The sequence below is a fragment of the Halomonas sp. IOP_31 genome, assembly GCF_021151495.1.
GTDB classification, from domain to species: domain Bacteria; phylum Pseudomonadota; class Gammaproteobacteria; order Pseudomonadales; family Halomonadaceae; genus Modicisalibacter; species Modicisalibacter zincidurans.
In genome coordinates this window covers 23,245-39,569 of sequence record NZ_JAIRBP010000007.1, presented here as the reverse complement: position 1 = coordinate 39,569, position 16,325 = coordinate 23,245, and the positions used below count along the sequence as shown (strand labels likewise).

The 16,325-nt window shown below is 67.3% G+C and carries 18 protein-coding genes; 9 read left to right on the top strand and 9 right to left on the bottom strand.

Going from position 1 to position 16,325, the window contains the following annotated elements:
• Window positions 1-5 precede the first annotated feature (5 nt).
• Window positions 6-653: a YecA/YgfB family protein gene (locus tag K7I12_RS05705; protein WP_031382333.1), complete on the top strand. Its 648-nt coding sequence runs from the start codon at window positions 6-8 to the stop codon at window positions 651-653.
• Between the two features lie 143 nt (window positions 654-796).
• Here K7I12_RS05705 and K7I12_RS05700 read toward each other — a convergent pair whose 3' ends face one another.
• Window positions 797-1,918 (bottom strand): phospholipase D-like domain-containing protein, encoded by a 1,122-nt coding sequence (locus tag K7I12_RS05700; RefSeq protein ID WP_031382332.1) that lies wholly within the window; start codon window positions 1,916-1,918, stop codon window positions 797-799.
• A gap of 111 nt (window positions 1,919-2,029) precedes the next feature.
• Here K7I12_RS05700 and K7I12_RS05695 point away from each other — a divergent pair, with 111 nt between their 5' ends.
• The gene (locus K7I12_RS05695) at window positions 2,030-2,383 is read left to right on the top strand and encodes a hypothetical protein (RefSeq protein WP_031382331.1); all 354 of its coding nucleotides are present in this window, start codon (window positions 2,030-2,032) and stop codon (window positions 2,381-2,383) included.
• On the opposite strand, the gene K7I12_RS05690 is transcribed toward K7I12_RS05695, so the two are convergent.
• The 5 genes from K7I12_RS05690 to K7I12_RS05670 all read right to left on the bottom strand — a co-directional run bounded on the left by K7I12_RS05690 (window position 2,362) and on the right by K7I12_RS05670 (window position 6,180).
• A complete protein-coding gene (locus tag K7I12_RS05690; protein ID WP_031382330.1) occupies window positions 2,362-3,135 on the bottom strand; it encodes a class I SAM-dependent methyltransferase in 774 nt (257 codons plus the stop codon). The two genes, K7I12_RS05695 and K7I12_RS05690, sit on opposite strands and share 22 nt — an antisense overlap.
• On the bottom strand, window positions 3,132-3,947 hold the full coding sequence (locus K7I12_RS05685) for an undecaprenyl-diphosphate phosphatase (protein WP_031382329.1): 816 nt from the start codon (window positions 3,945-3,947) through the stop codon (window positions 3,132-3,134). Before K7I12_RS05685 ends, K7I12_RS05690 begins: the two co-directional genes overlap by 4 nt.
• Window positions 3,948-4,079: 132 nt before the next feature.
• Window positions 4,080-4,766, bottom strand: coding sequence for a tRNA (adenosine(37)-N6)-threonylcarbamoyltransferase complex dimerization subunit type 1 TsaB (gene tsaB, locus K7I12_RS05680; protein ID WP_031385294.1), 687 nt, complete (start codon window positions 4,764-4,766; stop codon window positions 4,080-4,082).
• A 137-nt stretch (window positions 4,767-4,903) separates the two neighbouring features.
• Window positions 4,904-5,560 carry an adenylate kinase gene (gene adk, locus K7I12_RS05675; RefSeq protein WP_031382328.1) on the bottom strand — a complete coding sequence of 219 codons (657 nt, stop codon included), beginning with the start codon at window positions 5,558-5,560 and terminating at the stop codon, window positions 4,904-4,906.
• Between the two features lie 248 nt (window positions 5,561-5,808).
• Window positions 5,809-6,180: a diacylglycerol kinase gene (locus K7I12_RS05670; protein WP_031382327.1), complete on the bottom strand. Its 372-nt coding sequence runs from the start codon at window positions 6,178-6,180 to the stop codon at window positions 5,809-5,811.
• A gap of 214 nt (window positions 6,181-6,394) precedes the next feature.
• On the opposite strand from K7I12_RS05670, the gene K7I12_RS05665 reads away from it, so the two are divergent.
• The 5 genes from K7I12_RS05665 (at window position 6,395) to K7I12_RS05645 (ending at window position 11,775) form a co-directional block, all read left to right on the top strand.
• The gene (locus tag K7I12_RS05665; protein WP_031382326.1) at window positions 6,395-7,372 is read left to right on the top strand and encodes an MDR family oxidoreductase; all 978 of its coding nucleotides are present in this window, start codon (window positions 6,395-6,397) and stop codon (window positions 7,370-7,372) included.
• A gap of 98 nt (window positions 7,373-7,470) precedes the next feature.
• Window positions 7,471-8,508 carry a type I glyceraldehyde-3-phosphate dehydrogenase gene (locus K7I12_RS05660; protein WP_031382325.1) on the top strand — a complete coding sequence of 346 codons (1,038 nt, stop codon included), beginning with the start codon at window positions 7,471-7,473 and terminating at the stop codon, window positions 8,506-8,508.
• A 69-nt stretch (window positions 8,509-8,577) separates the two neighbouring features.
• Window positions 8,578-9,756 carry a phosphoglycerate kinase gene (locus K7I12_RS05655; protein WP_031382324.1) on the top strand — a complete coding sequence of 393 codons (1,179 nt, stop codon included), beginning with the start codon at window positions 8,578-8,580 and terminating at the stop codon, window positions 9,754-9,756.
• A 91-nt stretch (window positions 9,757-9,847) separates the two neighbouring features.
• On the top strand, window positions 9,848-10,912 hold the full coding sequence (fba, locus tag K7I12_RS05650) for a class II fructose-bisphosphate aldolase (protein WP_031382323.1): 1,065 nt from the start codon (window positions 9,848-9,850) through the stop codon (window positions 10,910-10,912).
• Between the two features lie 173 nt (window positions 10,913-11,085).
• Window positions 11,086-11,775 (top strand): hypothetical protein, encoded by a 690-nt coding sequence (locus tag K7I12_RS05645; RefSeq protein ID WP_051907310.1) that lies wholly within the window; start codon window positions 11,086-11,088, stop codon window positions 11,773-11,775.
• Here K7I12_RS05645 and K7I12_RS05640 read toward each other — a convergent pair.
• Window positions 11,675-11,974, bottom strand: a complete 300-nt coding sequence (locus tag K7I12_RS05640) for a DUF4235 domain-containing protein (protein WP_031382321.1) — start codon at window positions 11,972-11,974, stop codon at window positions 11,675-11,677. The genes K7I12_RS05645 and K7I12_RS05640 overlap by 101 nt on opposite strands.
• Before the next feature lie 199 nt (window positions 11,975-12,173).
• Between K7I12_RS05640 and K7I12_RS05635 the strand changes: the two genes are divergently transcribed.
• Complete coding sequence (locus K7I12_RS05635) at window positions 12,174-12,530, top strand: hypothetical protein (protein WP_231663392.1); 357 nt, start codon at window positions 12,174-12,176, stop codon at window positions 12,528-12,530.
• A gap of 31 nt (window positions 12,531-12,561) precedes the next feature.
• Here the strand turns inward: K7I12_RS05635 and K7I12_RS05630 are convergent, their stop codons facing one another.
• Window positions 12,562-13,743: a right-handed parallel beta-helix repeat-containing protein gene (locus K7I12_RS05630; protein WP_051907309.1), complete on the bottom strand. Its 1,182-nt coding sequence runs from the start codon at window positions 13,741-13,743 to the stop codon at window positions 12,562-12,564.
• Window positions 13,744-13,896: 153 nt separating this feature from the next.
• Between K7I12_RS05630 and K7I12_RS05625 the strand changes: the two genes are divergently transcribed.
• On the top strand, window positions 13,897-15,279 hold the full coding sequence (locus tag K7I12_RS05625) for an NAD-dependent succinate-semialdehyde dehydrogenase (RefSeq protein ID WP_231663390.1): 1,383 nt from the start codon (window positions 13,897-13,899) through the stop codon (window positions 15,277-15,279).
• Window positions 15,280-15,373: 94 nt separating this feature from the next.
• On the opposite strand, the gene K7I12_RS05620 is transcribed toward K7I12_RS05625, so the two are convergent.
• Window positions 15,374-16,315, bottom strand: a complete 942-nt coding sequence (locus tag K7I12_RS05620; protein WP_051907308.1) for an ArsA family ATPase — start codon at window positions 16,313-16,315, stop codon at window positions 15,374-15,376.
• Between the last annotated feature and the right edge of the window lie 10 nt (window positions 16,316-16,325).

Sequence of the window (16,325 nt, the reverse complement as noted above, 5' to 3'; positions counted from 1 at the left end):
AGCCGATGTCAGAAACGCCCCCGCCGCAACCGCTGCTCGACGACCAAGCGCTGGACCTGCTCGACGATTTCCTCGACTCCGAGCGTGCCGGCGAAGACGCGCTGGACATCATCGGTGCCCATGGCTTGCTGGTCGCGCTGGCCGTCGCACCCCGCGAGGTGCCGGCGGCGACCTGGATCAGCGAACTCTTCCACGGCGAGCCGGCATTCGCCGACGCCGCCGAGCGCGAGACGATTCTGGGTCTGCTCGAACGCCTGCGCGGCAACGCCATCGCCGCCTTGGAACAGGGCCTGTTGCCCGAACTGCCGTTCGAGCTGACACTCGGCGGCGTCGCCGCCGAGGAAACCCCGATCGGTGACTGGTGCGCCGGCTTCATGGAGGGTGTGTTTCTCGACGAGGCGGCCTGGTTCGAGGATGACGAGGAAGCCGCGGCGACCCTGCTGTTGCCGTTCATGGCGCTGTCGGGGCTGTTCGACGACGAGCCCGACATGGCCGAGTTCATCGCCGAGCCGCGCGAGGCCGAGCGGCTGGTCGTCCAGCTTCCCGAACTGGTGCTCGATTTGTATCTGCATTATCGTGTGCCGCCGGAGAAACCCAAGCCGGCGCCGCGCAAGAAGAAGCCCGCCGGGCATGGCGACAAGCGCCGCCGCTAAGCGACGAGCGACGAGCGACGAGCGACGAGCGACGAGCGACGAGCGACGAGCGACGAGCGACGAGCGACGAGCGACGAGCGACGAGCGACGAGCGACGAGCGACGAGCAGAATGATCGGCCCGCAGCCCGCAGCCCGCAAGGCTCTATTTGAGACGCGTCACCCAGGCATCCAGCGTGCCGAAGAGCCATTCGCGCAGGCGTTGGCCGAGCGGCCGCCGTGCCCACTGTTCGGGCAGGATCTCGCGGCTCTGCGTGAAGTTCTTCTCGAACAGCACCGCCACTTCCTTGGCAAAGCGCGCATCGTGGATCTCCTGGTTGGCCTCCAGGTTCCACTGCAAGCTCCAGTGGTCGAAATTGCAGGAGCCGATCGTCGCCCAATCGTCGGCCAGCGAGAACTTGGCGTGAATGAAGCGCGGCTGATACTCGTAGATACGCACCCCGGCACGCAGCAGGCGCCGGTAGAAGCGCTGGCCGGCATAGCGGATCCCCGGGTGATCGTGGGACTCGCCGGGCAGCAGCAGACGCACGTCGACGCCGCGCCTGGCCGCCCGCGCCAGCCGCCGACGCAGGCTCAGCGTGGGCACGAAATAGGGCGTGCAGAACCAGATCCGGCGCTGGGCGTTGGCGATCTGCTGGTGCAGCGACAGGCGGATCGCCTGATAACGATAGCCCTGGCCCCAGACCACCCGGCCACACATGCCCTGATAGTCCTCGAGCGGGGCGATCGCCAGCTGCAGGCCCTTGATCAGCCCCGGGTCGCCCGCGCCGCGGGTCAGCGACGAATCCCACAACCGCGAGAAGAGCCGCATCCAGTCGGCCACCACCGGCCCCTCGATGCGCACCGCGACTTCGAACCAGGCATCGAGAAAGGTGTCGCTGGCCCCGAAGCCGCCGGTGAAGGCGATGCGGCCATCGATCACCAGCAACTTGCGGTGATCGCGGGTCAGATTCTTGGCCAGCCGGCGCCAGGCCAGCGGATTGAAGAAGCGCAGCGCCACGCCGCCATCGGCCAGGCGTCGGCGATCCTCGGCCTGCAGCCCCATCGCCCCATAGCCGTCGAGCAGCGCCAGCACCGGCACGCCGCGCGCCGCCGCAGCGATCAACGCATCGATCAGTTGGTTGGCCAGGCGGCCCGACTCCATCAGGTAGAGCTCGAGAATGATCGAATGCCGTGCCGCCGCGATCGCCTCGGTCATCGCCGGCAGAAAGCATGCGCTTTCCGGCAGCAACGCGAACCGGTTGCCGTCTCGCCAAACCCCGCGCATTGCCTGCCCCCCGTTCCCTGTCGTTCACGCCGTCGTCGACGCTCAATGTCGCCGACATTCGGCCGGGTCATGTCGCTATAATGCCTGAACATTCTCTGCATCGGCACCCGGATGGCTTTGCTGAACCCGCTGCTGGACCCGTTACGCGCCGCGCTTCGCCGCCAGCTCGCCGAGCGATTGACGCTGCTCTCGGGGCTCAATGCCCCCGAATTCTTCGATCGGCGGTTGTTCAGCGGCTTGCTGGACACCCTGGAAAGCGAAGGCTGGCTATGCCAGGACAACGCCAGGCGGGCCTTCGACAGCCTGCTTCAGGAAGCGCTGGCACGCAGCCGCAGCCTGTTCGACCCGGCCCTGCGTCAGCGTCTGCTGCAACTCGCCCGGCAGCACGAGGTGGCCGATCCACAGCTGCTCAGCGCCGTCTCGCCGGAGGCCGCGGGGCCCGCTCAGCCACGCAGCGAACGGTGAACGTAGAGATCGTAGCGGCTGGTCCTGGCCTCGAGGCTGTGGGCCGGTCGCGGCCCGGCGATCGGCGGCGCCTTGCGCGGGCGCTTGACCGCCACCCGGTGGGTGGCGACGTCCAGCGCCGCCTCCAGCAACCGCGGCGCGTCGTCGTCGTCGCCGGCGAGCTCGCGGAACACGCGCATCTCCTTCTTGACCAGCGCCGACTTGTCGCGATGCGGGAACATCGGGTCGAGATGGATCACCTGCGGCGCGAAGCGCGCCTCGCTCACCGCCGCGAGCAGCGCCCGGGGATCGCCGGCGTCGACGCGGCATAGCCGCATGCGCGCGGCGATCTCGGCGACTTCAGGGTCACGGCCTGCCCGCGCCAGGGCATCCTCGAGCAACACGGCGATCGCCGGCACCCGCTCCAGCATCAATACCTCGGCGCCCAGCCCGGCCAGCACGAAGGCATCGCGACCCAGCCCGGCGGTGGCGTCGACCACCCTCGGCGTCACTCCCCTGGTCAGCCCGCAGGCCTTGGCCACCAACTGGCCGCGGCCGCCACCGAAGCGCCGTCGATGATCGGCCTTGCCGGCGACGAAATCGGCCGACAGCGGCTTGCCATAGCAGCCCGGATCGCCGGCGATCGCCAGCCCTGCGGCGGTCTCGATCAGCCACAGCCCGGCGGCCGGGGGGCTCGCCACCCAGTCAAGGCCCAGGCGCTCGGCGAGCGCGCGCAGCGGCTCGCCGACCACCACCGGGACCCTCGTCGTCATGCCAGCCACAACCCCAGCAGCACGACGCCGAGTACCAGTCGATAAACGGCGAACGGCCACAAGCCGATGCGATCCAGCGCTGCCAGGAACAGCTTGATGCATGCCAATGCGGCAACGAACGACAGACCGGCGCCCAGCAGCACGTCGTGCAGTGCGGTATCGGTGCCGGCCTTGGCGAGTTCCAGGCCCTTCAGAGTGCCCGCGGCGATGATCAGCGGAATCGACAGCAGAAACGAGAAGCGCGCCGAACTCTGGCGATCGAAGCCCAGCAGCAGCGCCGCAGTGATGGTGATGCCCGAGCGCGAGGTTCCGGGGATCAGCGCCAGCGCTTGAAACAGCCCGACGATCAGCGCCGCCTTGAGGGTCAGGCTGGCCATATCGCGGTTACGACTGCCACGCACGTCGGCCCACCACAGCAGCAGACCGAAACCCAGCGTCGCCAGCGCGATCACCAGCGACGAGCGCAGCGAGGTCTCGACCAGGTCGTTGAACAACCCGCCGGCGATCACCGCCGGCAGCGTCGCCAGCAGTACCATCCAGCCCAGCCAGCTGGCATCGGTCTGGCGCGAGGCCAGCGACCCGCCACCGGCGAACTGGCCGAACCAGCCGACGATGATGCCCGCCACCTCGCGGCGAAAGGCCATCATTACCGCCGCCAGCGTGCCGACATGCACGGCGACGTCGAAGGCCAGCCCCTGGTCGGGCCAGCCGAGAAGCTGCGAGGGCAGAATCAGGTGCGCCGACGAGGAGATCGGCAGAAACTCGGTGAGCCCCTGGATGAGCGAAAGCGCAACCAACTGGAACCAATCCATTGTCAGCCGTCCTTGTGATCAACGAAATCCGCGACACGCCGCCGGCAAGGGAGGCGCGCAGAGGAGAATAAACGAATCGGCTCCGGCGTCGTTCAACGAGCGGCCGCCGAATGCCCAACGCGGGGATTAGGTCTAGGCACGCTTCCAGGCCACCTCGTTGCGCAGATAGACCGGCGTGGCCTCGTGCGGCGCCCGGCCCTCGCCACGCGCCTGCGCCCGGGCGGCCAGACGCGCCATCCATTCCGCACTGGGCTGACGCTCGGGCAGGCGCTGGGCCAGGGCATCCTGCACCCTGGCCGGCATCGCCTCCCACAGCGTCCAGCCGGAGCCCACGCCACACCAGTCGACATCGCGGCGCTCGTCGGGCAGTTCGAAACCCTCGGGGGGCAACACCGCCTCGTCGGCCAGTACAGTGAGTTCACCGTCGCGGCAATGATAGGCGGCGACATAGATCTCGTTCATGCGCGCGTCGAGCGCGGGCACCACGTAGCGCACGTGCAGTTGATGATGCGCGGCCAGCGCCAGCGCCTCGAGCGTCGACACGCCGATCAGCGGCCGTTCGAGGCCGAACGCCAGGCCTTGTGCGACGCCGGCGGCGATCCGCAGGCCGGTGAACGAACCCGGCCCGTGGCCATAGGCCAGCGCATCAAGATCGGCGGTGGAGAGCCCGGCCTCGGCGAGCAATTCATCGATCATCGGCATCAAGCGCCGGGTGTGCTCGCGGGGGGTCAGCGCGAAACGCGAGAGCACCTCGCCGTCGCGCCACAGCGCGCATGAACAGGCGCTCGAGGAAGCATCCAGGGCCAGCAGTGTCGACATGGCAGTTACGCCTGGTGGAATGGCGCGGGCATTATACGGCCGGCGGCGAGCCGGCAAAAGCCGCGCGCGGCTGCCACCCGATACACGCAGCCCGGCCACCGGGACCGGGCTGCGTGTGTGCGGGCTAGCTCGGGGCCTCAGCCTTCCAGCGCTTCGATCACCTGCCGCTTGATGTCGTCGACCGTGCCGATCCCGGCGATGCGGTGGTAGGCCGGCGCCTCGCCGGGCGCCTGCTCGGCCCACTCGCGGTAGTAGGCGATTAGCGGTTCGGTCTGATCGTGATAGACCGACAGCCGATTGCGCACCGTCGACTCGCGATCGTCCTCGCGCTGGATCAGCGTCTCGCCGGTGACGTCATCCTTGCCCTCTTCCCGGGGCGGATGGTATTCGAGATGATAGACGCGCCCCGAGTCGGGATGCACACGGCGCCCCGCCAGGCGCTTGACGATCTCCTCGTCGTCGACCGCGATCTCGACCACGTGATCGAGCTTGACGCCGGCTTCCTTCATCGCGTCGGCCTGGGGAATGGTCCGTGGAAAGCCATCGAACAGGAAACCGTTGGCACAGTCCGGCTGGCCGATGCGCTCCTTGACCAGGGCGATGATGATGTCGTCGGACACCAGTCCGCCGCCGTTCATGATCTCCTTGACCTTGAGGCCCAGATCGCTGCCTTCCTTGACCGCGGTGCGCAGCATGTCGCCGGTGGAAATCTGCGGAATGCCGAAGCGCTCGCAAATGAACTGGGCTTGCGTACCTTTGCCGGCACCGGGGGCGCCCAAGAGGATCAAACGCATCTGTGCTGCTCCTTTAGATTTTTTCGCGGCCAATTTTGTTATTGACGCTGGCGGCATAGTGGGTGTCGGAGGCGGCGCCGTCCGTGACTACGTCCGTAACTAATGGAAAGACCCGTGACGATACCGGGGGCGTCGCGGCCAGACAAGCAGACAAACGGCTGAACGCGACACGCTGACGCACCCAGCCCTTCCACTGTCACTGTAGAAGCCAGCCGTGCGCTGCGCTCATTGCTTCGCGCCGGGCGGCATCAGCCGAGCAGACGCTGCCAGAGCAGCAAGCCCCAGGTCAGCCCGGCCATGACCAGCGACAGCATCACCGCGGCGGAGCCGATGTCCTTGGCGCGCCCCGACAACACGTGATGCTCGGGACCGATGCGATCGACCACGGTCTCCACTGCGCTGTTGAGCAGTTCGACGATCAGCACCGCCACGCAGCTACCGACCAGCAACAGCCATTCGACCGGGGTCTCGCCGACCCACCAGGCCAGCGGCAGCAGCAACAGGCACAGCACCGCCTCCTGGCGAAAGGCCGCCTCGTTGGCGAACGCCGCCTTCAAGCCCTTGAGGGAATAGCGGGTCGAATGCACCAAGTGCCGCCAGCCGGTTTCGCGTGGTTTCATGCTGCCATTTCGCTCCTGTTGCGCGCCTTGGGCACCCACTTGCCGGGCCTGTCGAGACTTCCGGCATGCTGCTCCGGGCGGCATGCCGGCAATCCGTCGATGGTAGCAAAGGCCCCCGCACTGGCAAGCATCCGCGCTCGGGCCGGCGTTGCCGGACCCCGCCAGGCCGGCTAGTCTGGGATGGTCGCGAAATGCCCAACATCAGGAGATGACCATGCCCCGCGTGCTGATGCTCAAGGATGAAGACCCGCGCGCCCGGGTCGAAACGATCGACGAGGAGCGCCTGCCCGAGCGCGCCGTGACCGTCGACATCGACTTTTCCGATCTCAACTACAAGGACGCGCTGGCGGTGACCGGCAAGGGCAAGATCGTCCGCGACTACCCGTTCGTGCCGGGCATCGACTTCGCCGGCACGGTGCGCAGTTGCGAGGGCGGGCGCTTCGCCCGGGGCGACAAGGTGATCCTTACCGGCTGGGGCGTCGGCGAACGCTACTGGGGCGGCTTCGCCGAGACCATGCGGGTCGACGAGGAGTGGCTGGTGGCCTGCCCCGAGGCGCTCTCTACCCGCGAGGCGATGCTGTTCGGTACCGCCGGACTCAGCGCCATGCTCAGCGTGATGCGCCTGCAGGAAGCCGGCCTGGCGCGCGGTGCCCGGGTGGTGGTCACCGGCGCCACCGGCGGCGTGGGCAGTTGGGCGGTGAAGATGCTCGCCCACTACGGCTATGAAGTGCATGCGGTCACCGGCAAGCCCAACCAGGAGGCGTGGCTCAAGGAGCTGGGTGCGAGCGAAGTGCTGGGACGCCACGAGTTCGAAGGCGAACCGCGACCGCTGGAGAAGAGCCGCTGGGCCGGCGCCATCGACACCGTCGGCGACAACGTCTTGGCCAACGTGCTGGCACAGATGGAGTACCACGGACTGGTCGCCGCGGTGGGCCTGGCCGGCGGCAGCGAACTGCCCACCACGGTGATGCCGTTCATCCTGCGCGGCGTCTCGCTGCTTGGTATCGACAGCGCGATGCAACCTCTGGCCCGGCGCCGCGAGGCCTGGCAGCATATCGCCGAGCTCCCCGAAGCGGTGCGTCACGCCATGCATTACGAAGAGCTCGGCATGGAGATGATCGCCGAGCGCGCCGAGGCGATGATCAACGGCGACATCCATGGCCGGCTGCTGCTCGACCCGCACATCGACTGAACCGTGGCCGTGGCCGTGGCCCGAGAGCCGGCCGGTTGGGGCGCCGCGCGCTTTGCGCTAGAATCGCGCTCCTGATCACCACCATCGCCGAGCCCTCCATGCCCCATCGCATCGCCATCAACGGTTACGGCCGCATCGGCCAGTGTGTGCTGCGCGCACTGGTCGAGCGCCCCGAACTCGGGGGCGAAGCGGGGCTCGAGGTAGTCGCGATCAACGAGCTTTCCGACTTGGCGACCGTCGCCTACCTGACCCGCTACGACACCACCCACGGGCGTTTCCCCGGCGAGGTCGCGAGCGACGGCGACACGCTCACCATCAACGGCCGGTCGATCGCCCTGCTCCGTGAGCCCGACCCGCAGCGCCTGCCCTGGCAGGAGCTGGAGATCGACCTGGTGATCGAGTGCTCGGGCAGTTTCAAGGACCGCGCCACCGCCGAGCTTCACCTCGCCGCCGGGGCCCGGCGCCTGCTGTTCTCGCAGCCCGCCGAATCCGACGTCGACCTGACCGTGGTCGGCGGCATCAACGAAGCCGCCCTCGAGCCGGCGATGCGCATCGTCTCGGCGGCCTCGTGCACCACCAACTGCCTGATTCCGATCCTCACCGTGCTCGACGAAGCGCTGGGCATCGAGCACGGCGTGACCACCACCATCCACTCGGCGATGAACGACCAGCCGGTAATCGACGCCTATCACAAGTCCGACCTGCGCCTGACGCGCTCGGCGATGCAGTCGATCATCCCCGTCGATACCGGCCTGGCGCGCGGCATCGAGCGGCTGATGCCGACGCTCGCCGGCCGCTTCGAGTGCCTGCACGTGCGGGTGCCGACGATCAACGTCTCGGCGATGGACATGGCGATCTCGGTGCGCCAGGCGTGCGATGCGGCCACCGTCAACGCGCTGCTCGCCGAGGCCAGCCGCGCGCGCCTGGCCGGGCGGCTCGGCTACACGGAAGAGCCCCTGGCCTCGGTCGACTTCAACCACGACCCGCGCTCGGGTATCGTGGACGCCACTCAGACCCGGGTCGCCGGCGGCCACCTGGTCAAGCTGCTCAGCTGGTTCGACAACGAGTGGGGCTTCGCCAACCGCATGCTCGACGTCGCCGCGCGACTGGCCGAACTCGATGCGCGTGCCGAGTGACACCGCCCGCCCCGACAAGGCTATCCGGGTTCAGCCAACGGGTTCAGCCACCATCAGGAGCATCCGTCCATGAACGTGCGCAAGATGACCGACCTGGCACTCGCCGGAAAGCGCGTGCTGATTCGCGAAGATCTCAACGTCCCGGTCAAGCAGGGCCGCGTCACCTCCGACGCCCGCATCCGCGCCTGCTTGCCGACCATCGAGGCGGCGCGCGACGCCGGCGCCAAGGTGCTGCTGATGAGCCACCTGGGCCGTCCCAGCGAAGGCGAGCCCGCCGACGAATTCTCGCTGGCCCCGGTGGCCACTCATCTCGGCACGCTGCTCGGCCAGCCGGTACGGCTGGTCGACGACTACCTCGATACACCGGTCGAAGTCGCCGACGGCGAGGTCGTGCTGCTCGAGAACGTGCGCTACAACCGCGGCGAGAAAAGCGACGACGAGGCGCTGGCCCGGGCCTACGCCACGCTCTGCGACATCTACGTCATGGATGCCTTCGGCACCGCCCACCGCGCCCAGGCCTCGACCCACGGCGTGGCGCGCTTCGCCGCCGACGCCTGCGCCGGGCCGCTGCTTGCCAAGGAACTCGAGGCGCTGGAAAAGGCCTTGGCCAAACCGGCGCGGCCGATGGTGGCAATCGTCGGCGGCTCCAAGGTCTCGACCAAGCTCGAGGTGCTCACGGCACTGTCCGAGAAGTGCGATCAATTGATCGTCGGTGGCGGTATCGCCAACACCTTCATCGCCGCGGCGGGCCACAACGTCGGCAAGTCGCTGCACGAGGCCGACCTGGTCGACCAGGCCAAGGCGTTGATGGCCAAGGTCGAGATCCCGCTGCCTACGGACGTGGTGGTGGCCACCGAGTTCTCCGAATCGGCCGAGGCGGTGGTGCGTCCGGTCGATCAGGTCGGCGACGACGAGATGATCCTCGACATCGGCCCCGAGACCGCGTCGCGCTTCGCCGCGCTGCTCAAGGACGCCGGCACCATCCTCTGGAACGGCCCGGTCGGGGTGTTCGAGATCGATCAGTTCGGCAAGGGCACCGAGGCGTTGTCCAAGGCGATCGCCGCGAGCAACGGCTTCTCGATCGCCGGTGGCGGCGACACCCTCGCGGCGATCGACAAGTACGCCATCGAGGATAAAGTCTCGTATATCTCCACCGGCGGCGGCGCCTTCCTCGAGTACGTCGAGGGCAAGCAACTGCCGGCGGTGATCGCCCTGCAGGACGGGGCCAGGCAAGCCGCCGCCAGGTAAGCTAAAAACCAGCACCACCAACCCGGGGCGGCGCTTTAGCCGCCCCACTTATTAAACGCCTCACTTACGACCATCAGGAAAACGCACACCCATGGCCCTGATCAGCCTGCGCCAACTCCTCGACCACGCCGCCGACCATGGCTACGGCGTTCCCGCGTTCAACGCCAACAATCTGGAACAGATGCGCGCCATCATGGAAGCTGCCGATGCCACCGATTCGCCGGTGATCGTCCAGGCCTCCGCCGGCGCCCGCCAATACGCCGGCGCACCCTTCCTGCGCCACCTGATCCTGGCCGCGATCGAGGAGTTCCCGCACATTCCGGTGGTCATGCATCAGGACCATGGCACCAGCCCCGCGGTCTGCCAGCGTTCGATCCAGCTGGGCTTCTCGTCGGTGATGATGGACGGCTCGCTCGAGGCCGACGGCAAGACCCCGGCCAACTACGCCTACAACGTCGAGGTCACCCGGCGCAGCGTCGAGATGGCGCACGCCTGCGGGGTTTCCGTCGAGGGCGAACTGGGCTGCCTGGGCTCGCTGGAAACCGGCCAGGCCGGCGAGGAGGACGGCATCGGCGCCGCGGGCACGCTGTCCCACGAGCAGCTGCTCACCGACCCCGAGGAGGCCGCCGCCTTCGTCGCCGCGACCCATGTCGATGCCCTGGCGATCGCCATCGGCACCAGCCACGGCGCCTACAAGTTCAGCCGCCCGCCGACCGGCGACACGCTGTCCATCGCGCGCATCCGCCACATCCACGAGCGCATTCCCAACACCCACCTGGTGATGCACGGCTCCTCGTCGGTACCCCAGGAGTGGCTGGAGATCATCAACGAGTACGGCGGCAGGATCCCCGAGACCTACGGCGTGCCGGTCGAGGAGATCGTCGAAGGCATCCGGCACGGCGTGCGCAAGGTCAATATCGACACCGATCTGCGCCTGGCCTCGACCGGCGCGGTGCGGCGCTTTCTGGCCCATAACCCGGCCGAGTTCGACCCGCGCCAGTTTCTCAAGGAAACCGTCAGCGCCATGCGCGAGCTGTGCATCGCGCGTTTCGAGGCTTTCGGCAGCGCCGGCAACGCCAGCCGCATCAAGCCGCTCGGCCTGGAGGCGATGGCCCAGCGCTACGCGACCGGCGAACTGACGCCCCGCGTGAACTGAGCGCTACCGGGCGAAATGCCATTACCGCTCGGTCGAAATGGCAGCACAGCCTACCCCAGCCACGCGGCCACGTGCAGCCATCCGCCACGCGCTTGGTCCTGCCGGCCAGGCTCGACCATAATGCCAGGCTCAGTGACCTTGTCCCTCGCGGGGCACGACTCAAGGAGGAGTCCGTGACGGGCATACCGTGGATCATCGCGGCCGCCGCCCTGTGGGGCGTCGCCCTGCTCACCGGCCTTCTCAATGGTGGCGCATCGGGCATAACGGCGATCGGCGTGGCGGCGGGGATCGCCTCGGCGCTGTCGTATGCGCTGTTCATCCTGTCCTTTCAGAATGCCGCCGCTCGTGGCGCCGTACCCGCCACGCTGGCCATCGCCTTCAGCACGTTCGTGGTGGTGCTTGCGCTGCTCGTGGACCATGACCAGGTAATTGCCGCGCTGCACTCCACCGATCTCGTCGGCTTCCTGCTGCTCGGGGTGCTCGGCGTCGGCCTGTCGTTTGCCGTCTACCTGCCCGGGCTGCGCCGCACCCCGGCCAGCCTGGCCTCGATGATCGCCAGCCTCGGCGCGCTGGCGCATGAGAGCGGACTCGGCGCGCGTATCGCACATTGGCTGCTCGATGCGCTGCCACTGGGCGAAACCGGCGATGCGGCGACCTTCGGTCTGCTGGGCGGGCTGGCGATGGCGCTGGGTACGCTGATCACGCTACCCGGGGTGCCCGCAGTGCTCACCCCGCTGGCGCCGGATGAATACGAGGCCGATGCTACCCCAGCGGGCGGGGGCCGTAATCGAGCAGCCGCTGGCGGCGCTGGCGGCGACGCTGGACGCGCCGCACCGCCTCGCTGCCGGCTCGTCGACCAATGATTCGCGACACGCCGACGATCATGCCGGTGCCTGCGCCCCACAGCAGCGCATGGCGCCACTTCACATCACGCTCGTAGGGGTCGAGCGGTGGCTTGCCGATCTTGCGTTCATAGGACTTGCGCGCGCCGTTCCTGGCCGCCACGCCAGCGGCGATGGCCGCACCGGTGCTGAGCAGCGACCAAAGCGTTTCATCTTTCATTGGCGTCTCCTTCTGGTTCTTCCCTGAATCGTCGTGCCGTCGGGGACGGCGAAGCATTACGCACTCAGCGTAGCTTAGACGGTTGCGAATGCCGATATTGCAACACAGCATGACAGCCGGTATCCCTGTAGCATGCACTGAAGACTTTCGGCCCTGTTGCCGATAAATCCATTAGCCAAGCCCACCACGGTGTTCGCCCATGCGTCAAACCTGTGCTCTCGATCCGCTGATGCCTTTCTCGCCGACGGCCCTCAGCGGCATCTGGTCGGTCAGCCTGATGACCTACGAACTCTGGGCCTCGTCGCTGTCGACGATCGCCTTGCGCAACAATCTCTGGTGCACGCGAGCGCCCACCAGCCCGGCCATGCTTGACGAGAACCAGCGCATGGTCACCGAGAAGCTCGATGCCGGCATCGAGGTCGCCGCACAACTGCAGCAATCGTTGCTCGGGCTGTACACTGGCAGCTATGCGCCCTGGTGGGAAACCGGCCAACGCACCCTGGAACCCTACCATCGCCGCAGCACGGCCAATTCGCGCCGCCTGGCGGCGCTTTAGACCCAACCCCGCGCGATTGAATGGCTGACGCTTAGTCCGAACTCTGCGGACTCGATGGCTCCAGGGTCCGGCTGCCGTCATAGGCGATGCAACGGCCGTATTCTTCCCAGGCGGGCTCCTTGTTGGGACTGTCGACAAAGACATCACCCCGCGAGACGTTGGTCGGCGGTCCGCCGCGCTCCTGGCAGTTGGCGGCCTTGTCCACCGCGATGCGGAAGCCGTAGCGATTGTTCTCGAAGCGATTGTTGCTGAACACATTATTGCGGCTAAAGCTGTCTTCCCAGCACAACACTGGATCACGGTCACGGATCGAGCAGGTCAGAAAGACCCCAGCCAGCTGATTATTCTTGATCAGGTTGTTGCTGAAACGATTGTTTTCAGCATCGGCCAGGTACAGGCCATGCGAGCCGTTACCGGCGATGACGTTGTCGACGATCTCGCTGCCCTGCAGGTACTCGACGGTGATGCCCGCCGCCACGTTGTCCTCGATGACGTTGCCGACGACGCGTGTCGGTCCGGCCCGGTTGAGCGACAAGCCATCCCACTTGGCCTGGCTCATGGTGTTGTTCTCGATCAGCACGTCCCGGCTGTGATACTCGGTCAGCAGACAGGCGCTTCGACATTGGCGAATATCCAGGTTGCGCAGCACGATGCCTTCACCGCGCCTGACGACCAGGCCGCTGTTGCTCAGGTAAGGGAGCGCCGGCTTGAACTCGCGCTGCGTACTCGCGTCGCCGCGAAGCGCCAGGTTTTCCACCGTGACCTGGCGGATGGGGCTCTGCGGCTCGCGATTATAGGCGTCCCCCAGCACCAGCACCGGGCTGGAAAGGCCTTCCTGCATCTGCAGCACCGTGGCCTTCTGCCCCCCGCTCGCCTGGCCGCGTAGCGTCAGGTTGTCGCGCTCTATTACCACCATCTCATTGAGGCGATAAATGCCCGCATCCAGGCACACCGTCTGTTGCTGGTCGTTGCGTGGCAAGCCGTCGAGGGCATTCTGCAGATCCTCGCCCGGCCTGATGCGACGATCGCAATCCGCCTCGGGGTTGGCCGATACCAACCCCGAGGCGAGGGCCATGATCAGCACCAGCGCCGAGCAGGCGAGCCACCGCATGCGTTTTGGATCAGCTAACAGCTTCACGAACTCCTCCTCTATCCGGCCTTCGTCGTCGGGCCGCAGCCCGTTACTGTGAACGAAATCGAAGCGGGCGGCCATCGAGCGGGCTCCTTGTGCAGCGGCATACGATAATCGAAATGGAGCTTCATCGCGCCCTTGAAGGGGCAAGCCCTTGGCATCACTGTCTACACTGTGAGCTTGCGAATGAAGGAAAGGACGCATGCCCCAGCCGTCAACGCCAAGGAGGAGACGATGAGCCGCAAGACGCTGACTGCCGTGAACCCCGCCAATGACAAGGTGATCGGCGAGCACGAGATGCTCAGCGAGCCGGAGATCAGGGCCAAGCTGGACGCTGCCCGCCACGGCTTCGCCGAGCTGCGCAAGCTGCCGGTCGCCGCGCGAGCCAGGAAGCTGCATGCCGTGGCCGACCTGATCGACAAGCGCCAGGCCGACATCGCCGAAGTGATCTGCCACGAGATGGGCAAGAAATTCGGCGACGTGATCGCCGAGACCCGGATCTCGGCGGCCATCGTGCGCTTCTACGCCGACAATGCCGAAGATTACATGGCGCCCAAGCCCAAGCAGGTGGCCGGCGCCCAGAAGGCCGAGGTGGTCCGCGACCCGATGGGCGCGGTGCTCGGCGTGATGCCGTGGAACTACCCGCTCTATCAAGTCGTGCGCTTTGCCGCGCCCAACCTGGCCGGCGGCAACGCCTGCCTGCTCAAGCACGCGTCCAACGTGCCGGGCAGCGCCAAACTGATCACCCAGCTGTTCCATGACGCCGGCTTCGAGGAGGGTACCTTTACCTGGCTGCCGGTGTCCTCGAGCGAGATCGCCGAGATCATGCGCGACCCGATCGTCTGCGGGGTGACGCTGACCGGCAGCGAGGAAGCCGGCAAGTCGGTAGCTGCCACCGCCGGGGAGCTGGCCAAGCCCAGCGTCCTGGAGCTCGGCGGTATCGATCCGCTGATCGTGCTCGACGACGCCGATATCGACAAGGCGGTCGAGATCGCCATCGACGGGCGTTTCGACAACACCGGCCAGAGTTGCGCGGCCTCCAAGCGGCTGATCGTGGTCGAACCGCTGGTCGAGCGCTTCACCGAGCGCCTCGTCGATCAGGTGCAGAAGCTGCGCATCGGCGACCCGATGGACGAAAGCACCAACATCGGCCCGATGTCGCGCAAGGACCTGCGCGACGACCTGCACGATCAGGTCAAGCGGGCCGTGCAGAAGGGCGCGCAGCTCGAGACCGGCGGCGAGATCCTCGACAAGCCCGGCGCCTGGTACGCCCCCACCGTGCTGACCAACGTCGCGCCCGGCAACCCGGCCTTCGACGAGGAACTGTTCGGCCCGGTGGCCTCGGTGGTCATCGCCGACGACACCGAACACGCCATCGAGCTGGCCAACAACAGTCCCTACGGGCTGGGCGGCACCGTGGTCGGCCAGGACGTCAAGCGCGCCGAGCAGGTCGCGCGGCGTCTGGACGTGGGCATGAGCTTCGTCAACCGCCCGACCACGCCATTCGCCGAATTGCCGTTCGGCGGCGTCAAGGGCAGCGGCTACGGGCGCGAGCAGAGCGAATACGGCTTCGGCGAATTCCTCAACGTGCGTACAGTGTTCGTCGCCGACTCATAGACGGAAGCCCCGATGCGCCGTGACGGCAACTTCTCCGGAAATACCGAGGCCCCGCCAAATGGCGAGGCCTCGGTGCAATCGGGCAATCATTCGCTCAGTCGTGGTCTTGCCAGGGAGTCAGCCCCTGCAGGGCATCGCTCAAGGGCTGCAGGTCATCGCTGGACGCCGGGGCGTGCGGCTGATGGCCGATCTCGCGCACCGGCCGGTCGGCGAAGGTGGCAGCGAGCTGCTCGCGCCATGGGCGCTGCTCGTCGCGCCAGTTGATCAGCCAGGTGCTGTCGACGTCTTCCGGCAGGCACTTGTTGATCACCAACGCCCCGACGTGCAGACCGTGGGACTCGAGCAGCTCGCGGGTGCGGGCCGTCTCCAGGGTCGGCAGGCGTTCGGGGTTGGCGACCAGCACCACCGCCGAATACGCGGCGCAGGTCAAGTGCTCGCGGGCGGCGGCCAGGCGGCCGCGGCGGCGCATCAGCGCCTCCTGGATGGGGTCGTCGACCACCTCGCCGTCGCCCAGCCATGCCTTGTAGTCGCTGCGTACCTTGCGACGCCGCTGCATCAGGCCGTCGACCCAGGCGCCCATGATCTCGGGCAGTGCCAGCAGGCGCACGGTGTGACCGCCGGGGGCGGTGTCGAAGATCAGCCGATCGTAGTCGCGGCCGGTCTCGAGCAGCAGCCCGACCAGGGCGTCGAACAGCGCTGCCTCCTCGGTACCCGGCGCGTGACGCGCCAGCTCCAGCTGGCGGAATACCGTGGTGCTGCGCTCGCCACTGACCAGCGGCCGGATCGTGTCCTTGACCTGATCGAGATAGCGCTGCGTCTCGCGATCGGGATCGAGCTCGACCACGTCGAGATCGGGGCGCATGCGTGTCGGCGTAGCTCCCGGCGCTCGGCCGAACAGGTCGGCCAGGTTGTGGGCGGGATCGGTGGACACCAGCAGGGTCTTCTGTCCCGCCGCCGCGCAGTTGAGCGCATAGGCGGTGGCGCAGCTGGTCTTGCCGACGCCGCCCTTGCCGCCAAAGAACAGGCTCCTGGCCATGTCGGACTCC

What these genes read in the sequence shown, in the direction of transcription:
- K7I12_RS05705 (WP_031382333.1), top strand. Translation starts at nt 6, where the DNA reads ATGTCAGAAACGCCCCCGCCGCAACCGCTGCTCGACGACCAAGCGCTG.
- K7I12_RS05660 (WP_031382325.1), top strand. Translation starts at nt 7,471, where the DNA reads ATGCCCCATCGCATCGCCATCAACGGTTACGGCCGCATCGGCCAGTGT.
- K7I12_RS05655 (WP_031382324.1), top strand. Translation starts at nt 8,578, where the DNA reads ATGAACGTGCGCAAGATGACCGACCTGGCACTCGCCGGAAAGCGCGTG.
- tsaB (WP_031385294.1), bottom strand. Translation starts at nt 4,766, where the DNA reads ATGTCGACACTGCTGGCCCTGGATGCTTCCTCGAGCGCCTGTTCATGC.
- adk (WP_031382328.1), bottom strand. Translation starts at nt 5,560, where the DNA reads ATGCGTTTGATCCTCTTGGGCGCCCCCGGTGCCGGCAAAGGTACGCAA.
- K7I12_RS05665 (WP_031382326.1), top strand. Translation starts at nt 6,395, where the DNA reads ATGCCCCGCGTGCTGATGCTCAAGGATGAAGACCCGCGCGCCCGGGTC.
- K7I12_RS05640 (WP_031382321.1), bottom strand. Translation starts at nt 11,974, where the DNA reads ATGAAAGATGAAACGCTTTGGTCGCTGCTCAGCACCGGTGCGGCCATC.
- K7I12_RS05625 (WP_231663390.1), top strand. Translation starts at nt 13,897, where the DNA reads ATGAGCCGCAAGACGCTGACTGCCGTGAACCCCGCCAATGACAAGGTG.
- K7I12_RS05695 (WP_031382331.1), top strand. Translation starts at nt 2,030, where the DNA reads ATGGCTTTGCTGAACCCGCTGCTGGACCCGTTACGCGCCGCGCTTCGC.
- K7I12_RS05700 (WP_031382332.1), bottom strand. Translation starts at nt 1,918, where the DNA reads ATGCGCGGGGTTTGGCGAGACGGCAACCGGTTCGCGTTGCTGCCGGAA.
- K7I12_RS05620 (WP_051907308.1), bottom strand. Translation starts at nt 16,315, where the DNA reads ATGGCCAGGAGCCTGTTCTTTGGCGGCAAGGGCGGCGTCGGCAAGACC.
- K7I12_RS05630 (WP_051907309.1), bottom strand. Translation starts at nt 13,743, where the DNA reads ATGGCCGCCCGCTTCGATTTCGTTCACAGTAACGGGCTGCGGCCCGAC.
- K7I12_RS05635 (WP_231663392.1), top strand. Translation starts at nt 12,174, where the DNA reads ATGCGTCAAACCTGTGCTCTCGATCCGCTGATGCCTTTCTCGCCGACG.
- K7I12_RS05685 (WP_031382329.1), bottom strand. Translation starts at nt 3,947, where the DNA reads ATGGATTGGTTCCAGTTGGTTGCGCTTTCGCTCATCCAGGGGCTCACC.
- K7I12_RS05690 (WP_031382330.1), bottom strand. Translation starts at nt 3,135, where the DNA reads ATGACGACGAGGGTCCCGGTGGTGGTCGGCGAGCCGCTGCGCGCGCTC.
- fba (WP_031382323.1), top strand. Translation starts at nt 9,848, where the DNA reads ATGGCCCTGATCAGCCTGCGCCAACTCCTCGACCACGCCGCCGACCAT.
- K7I12_RS05670 (WP_031382327.1), bottom strand. Translation starts at nt 6,180, where the DNA reads ATGAAACCACGCGAAACCGGCTGGCGGCACTTGGTGCATTCGACCCGC.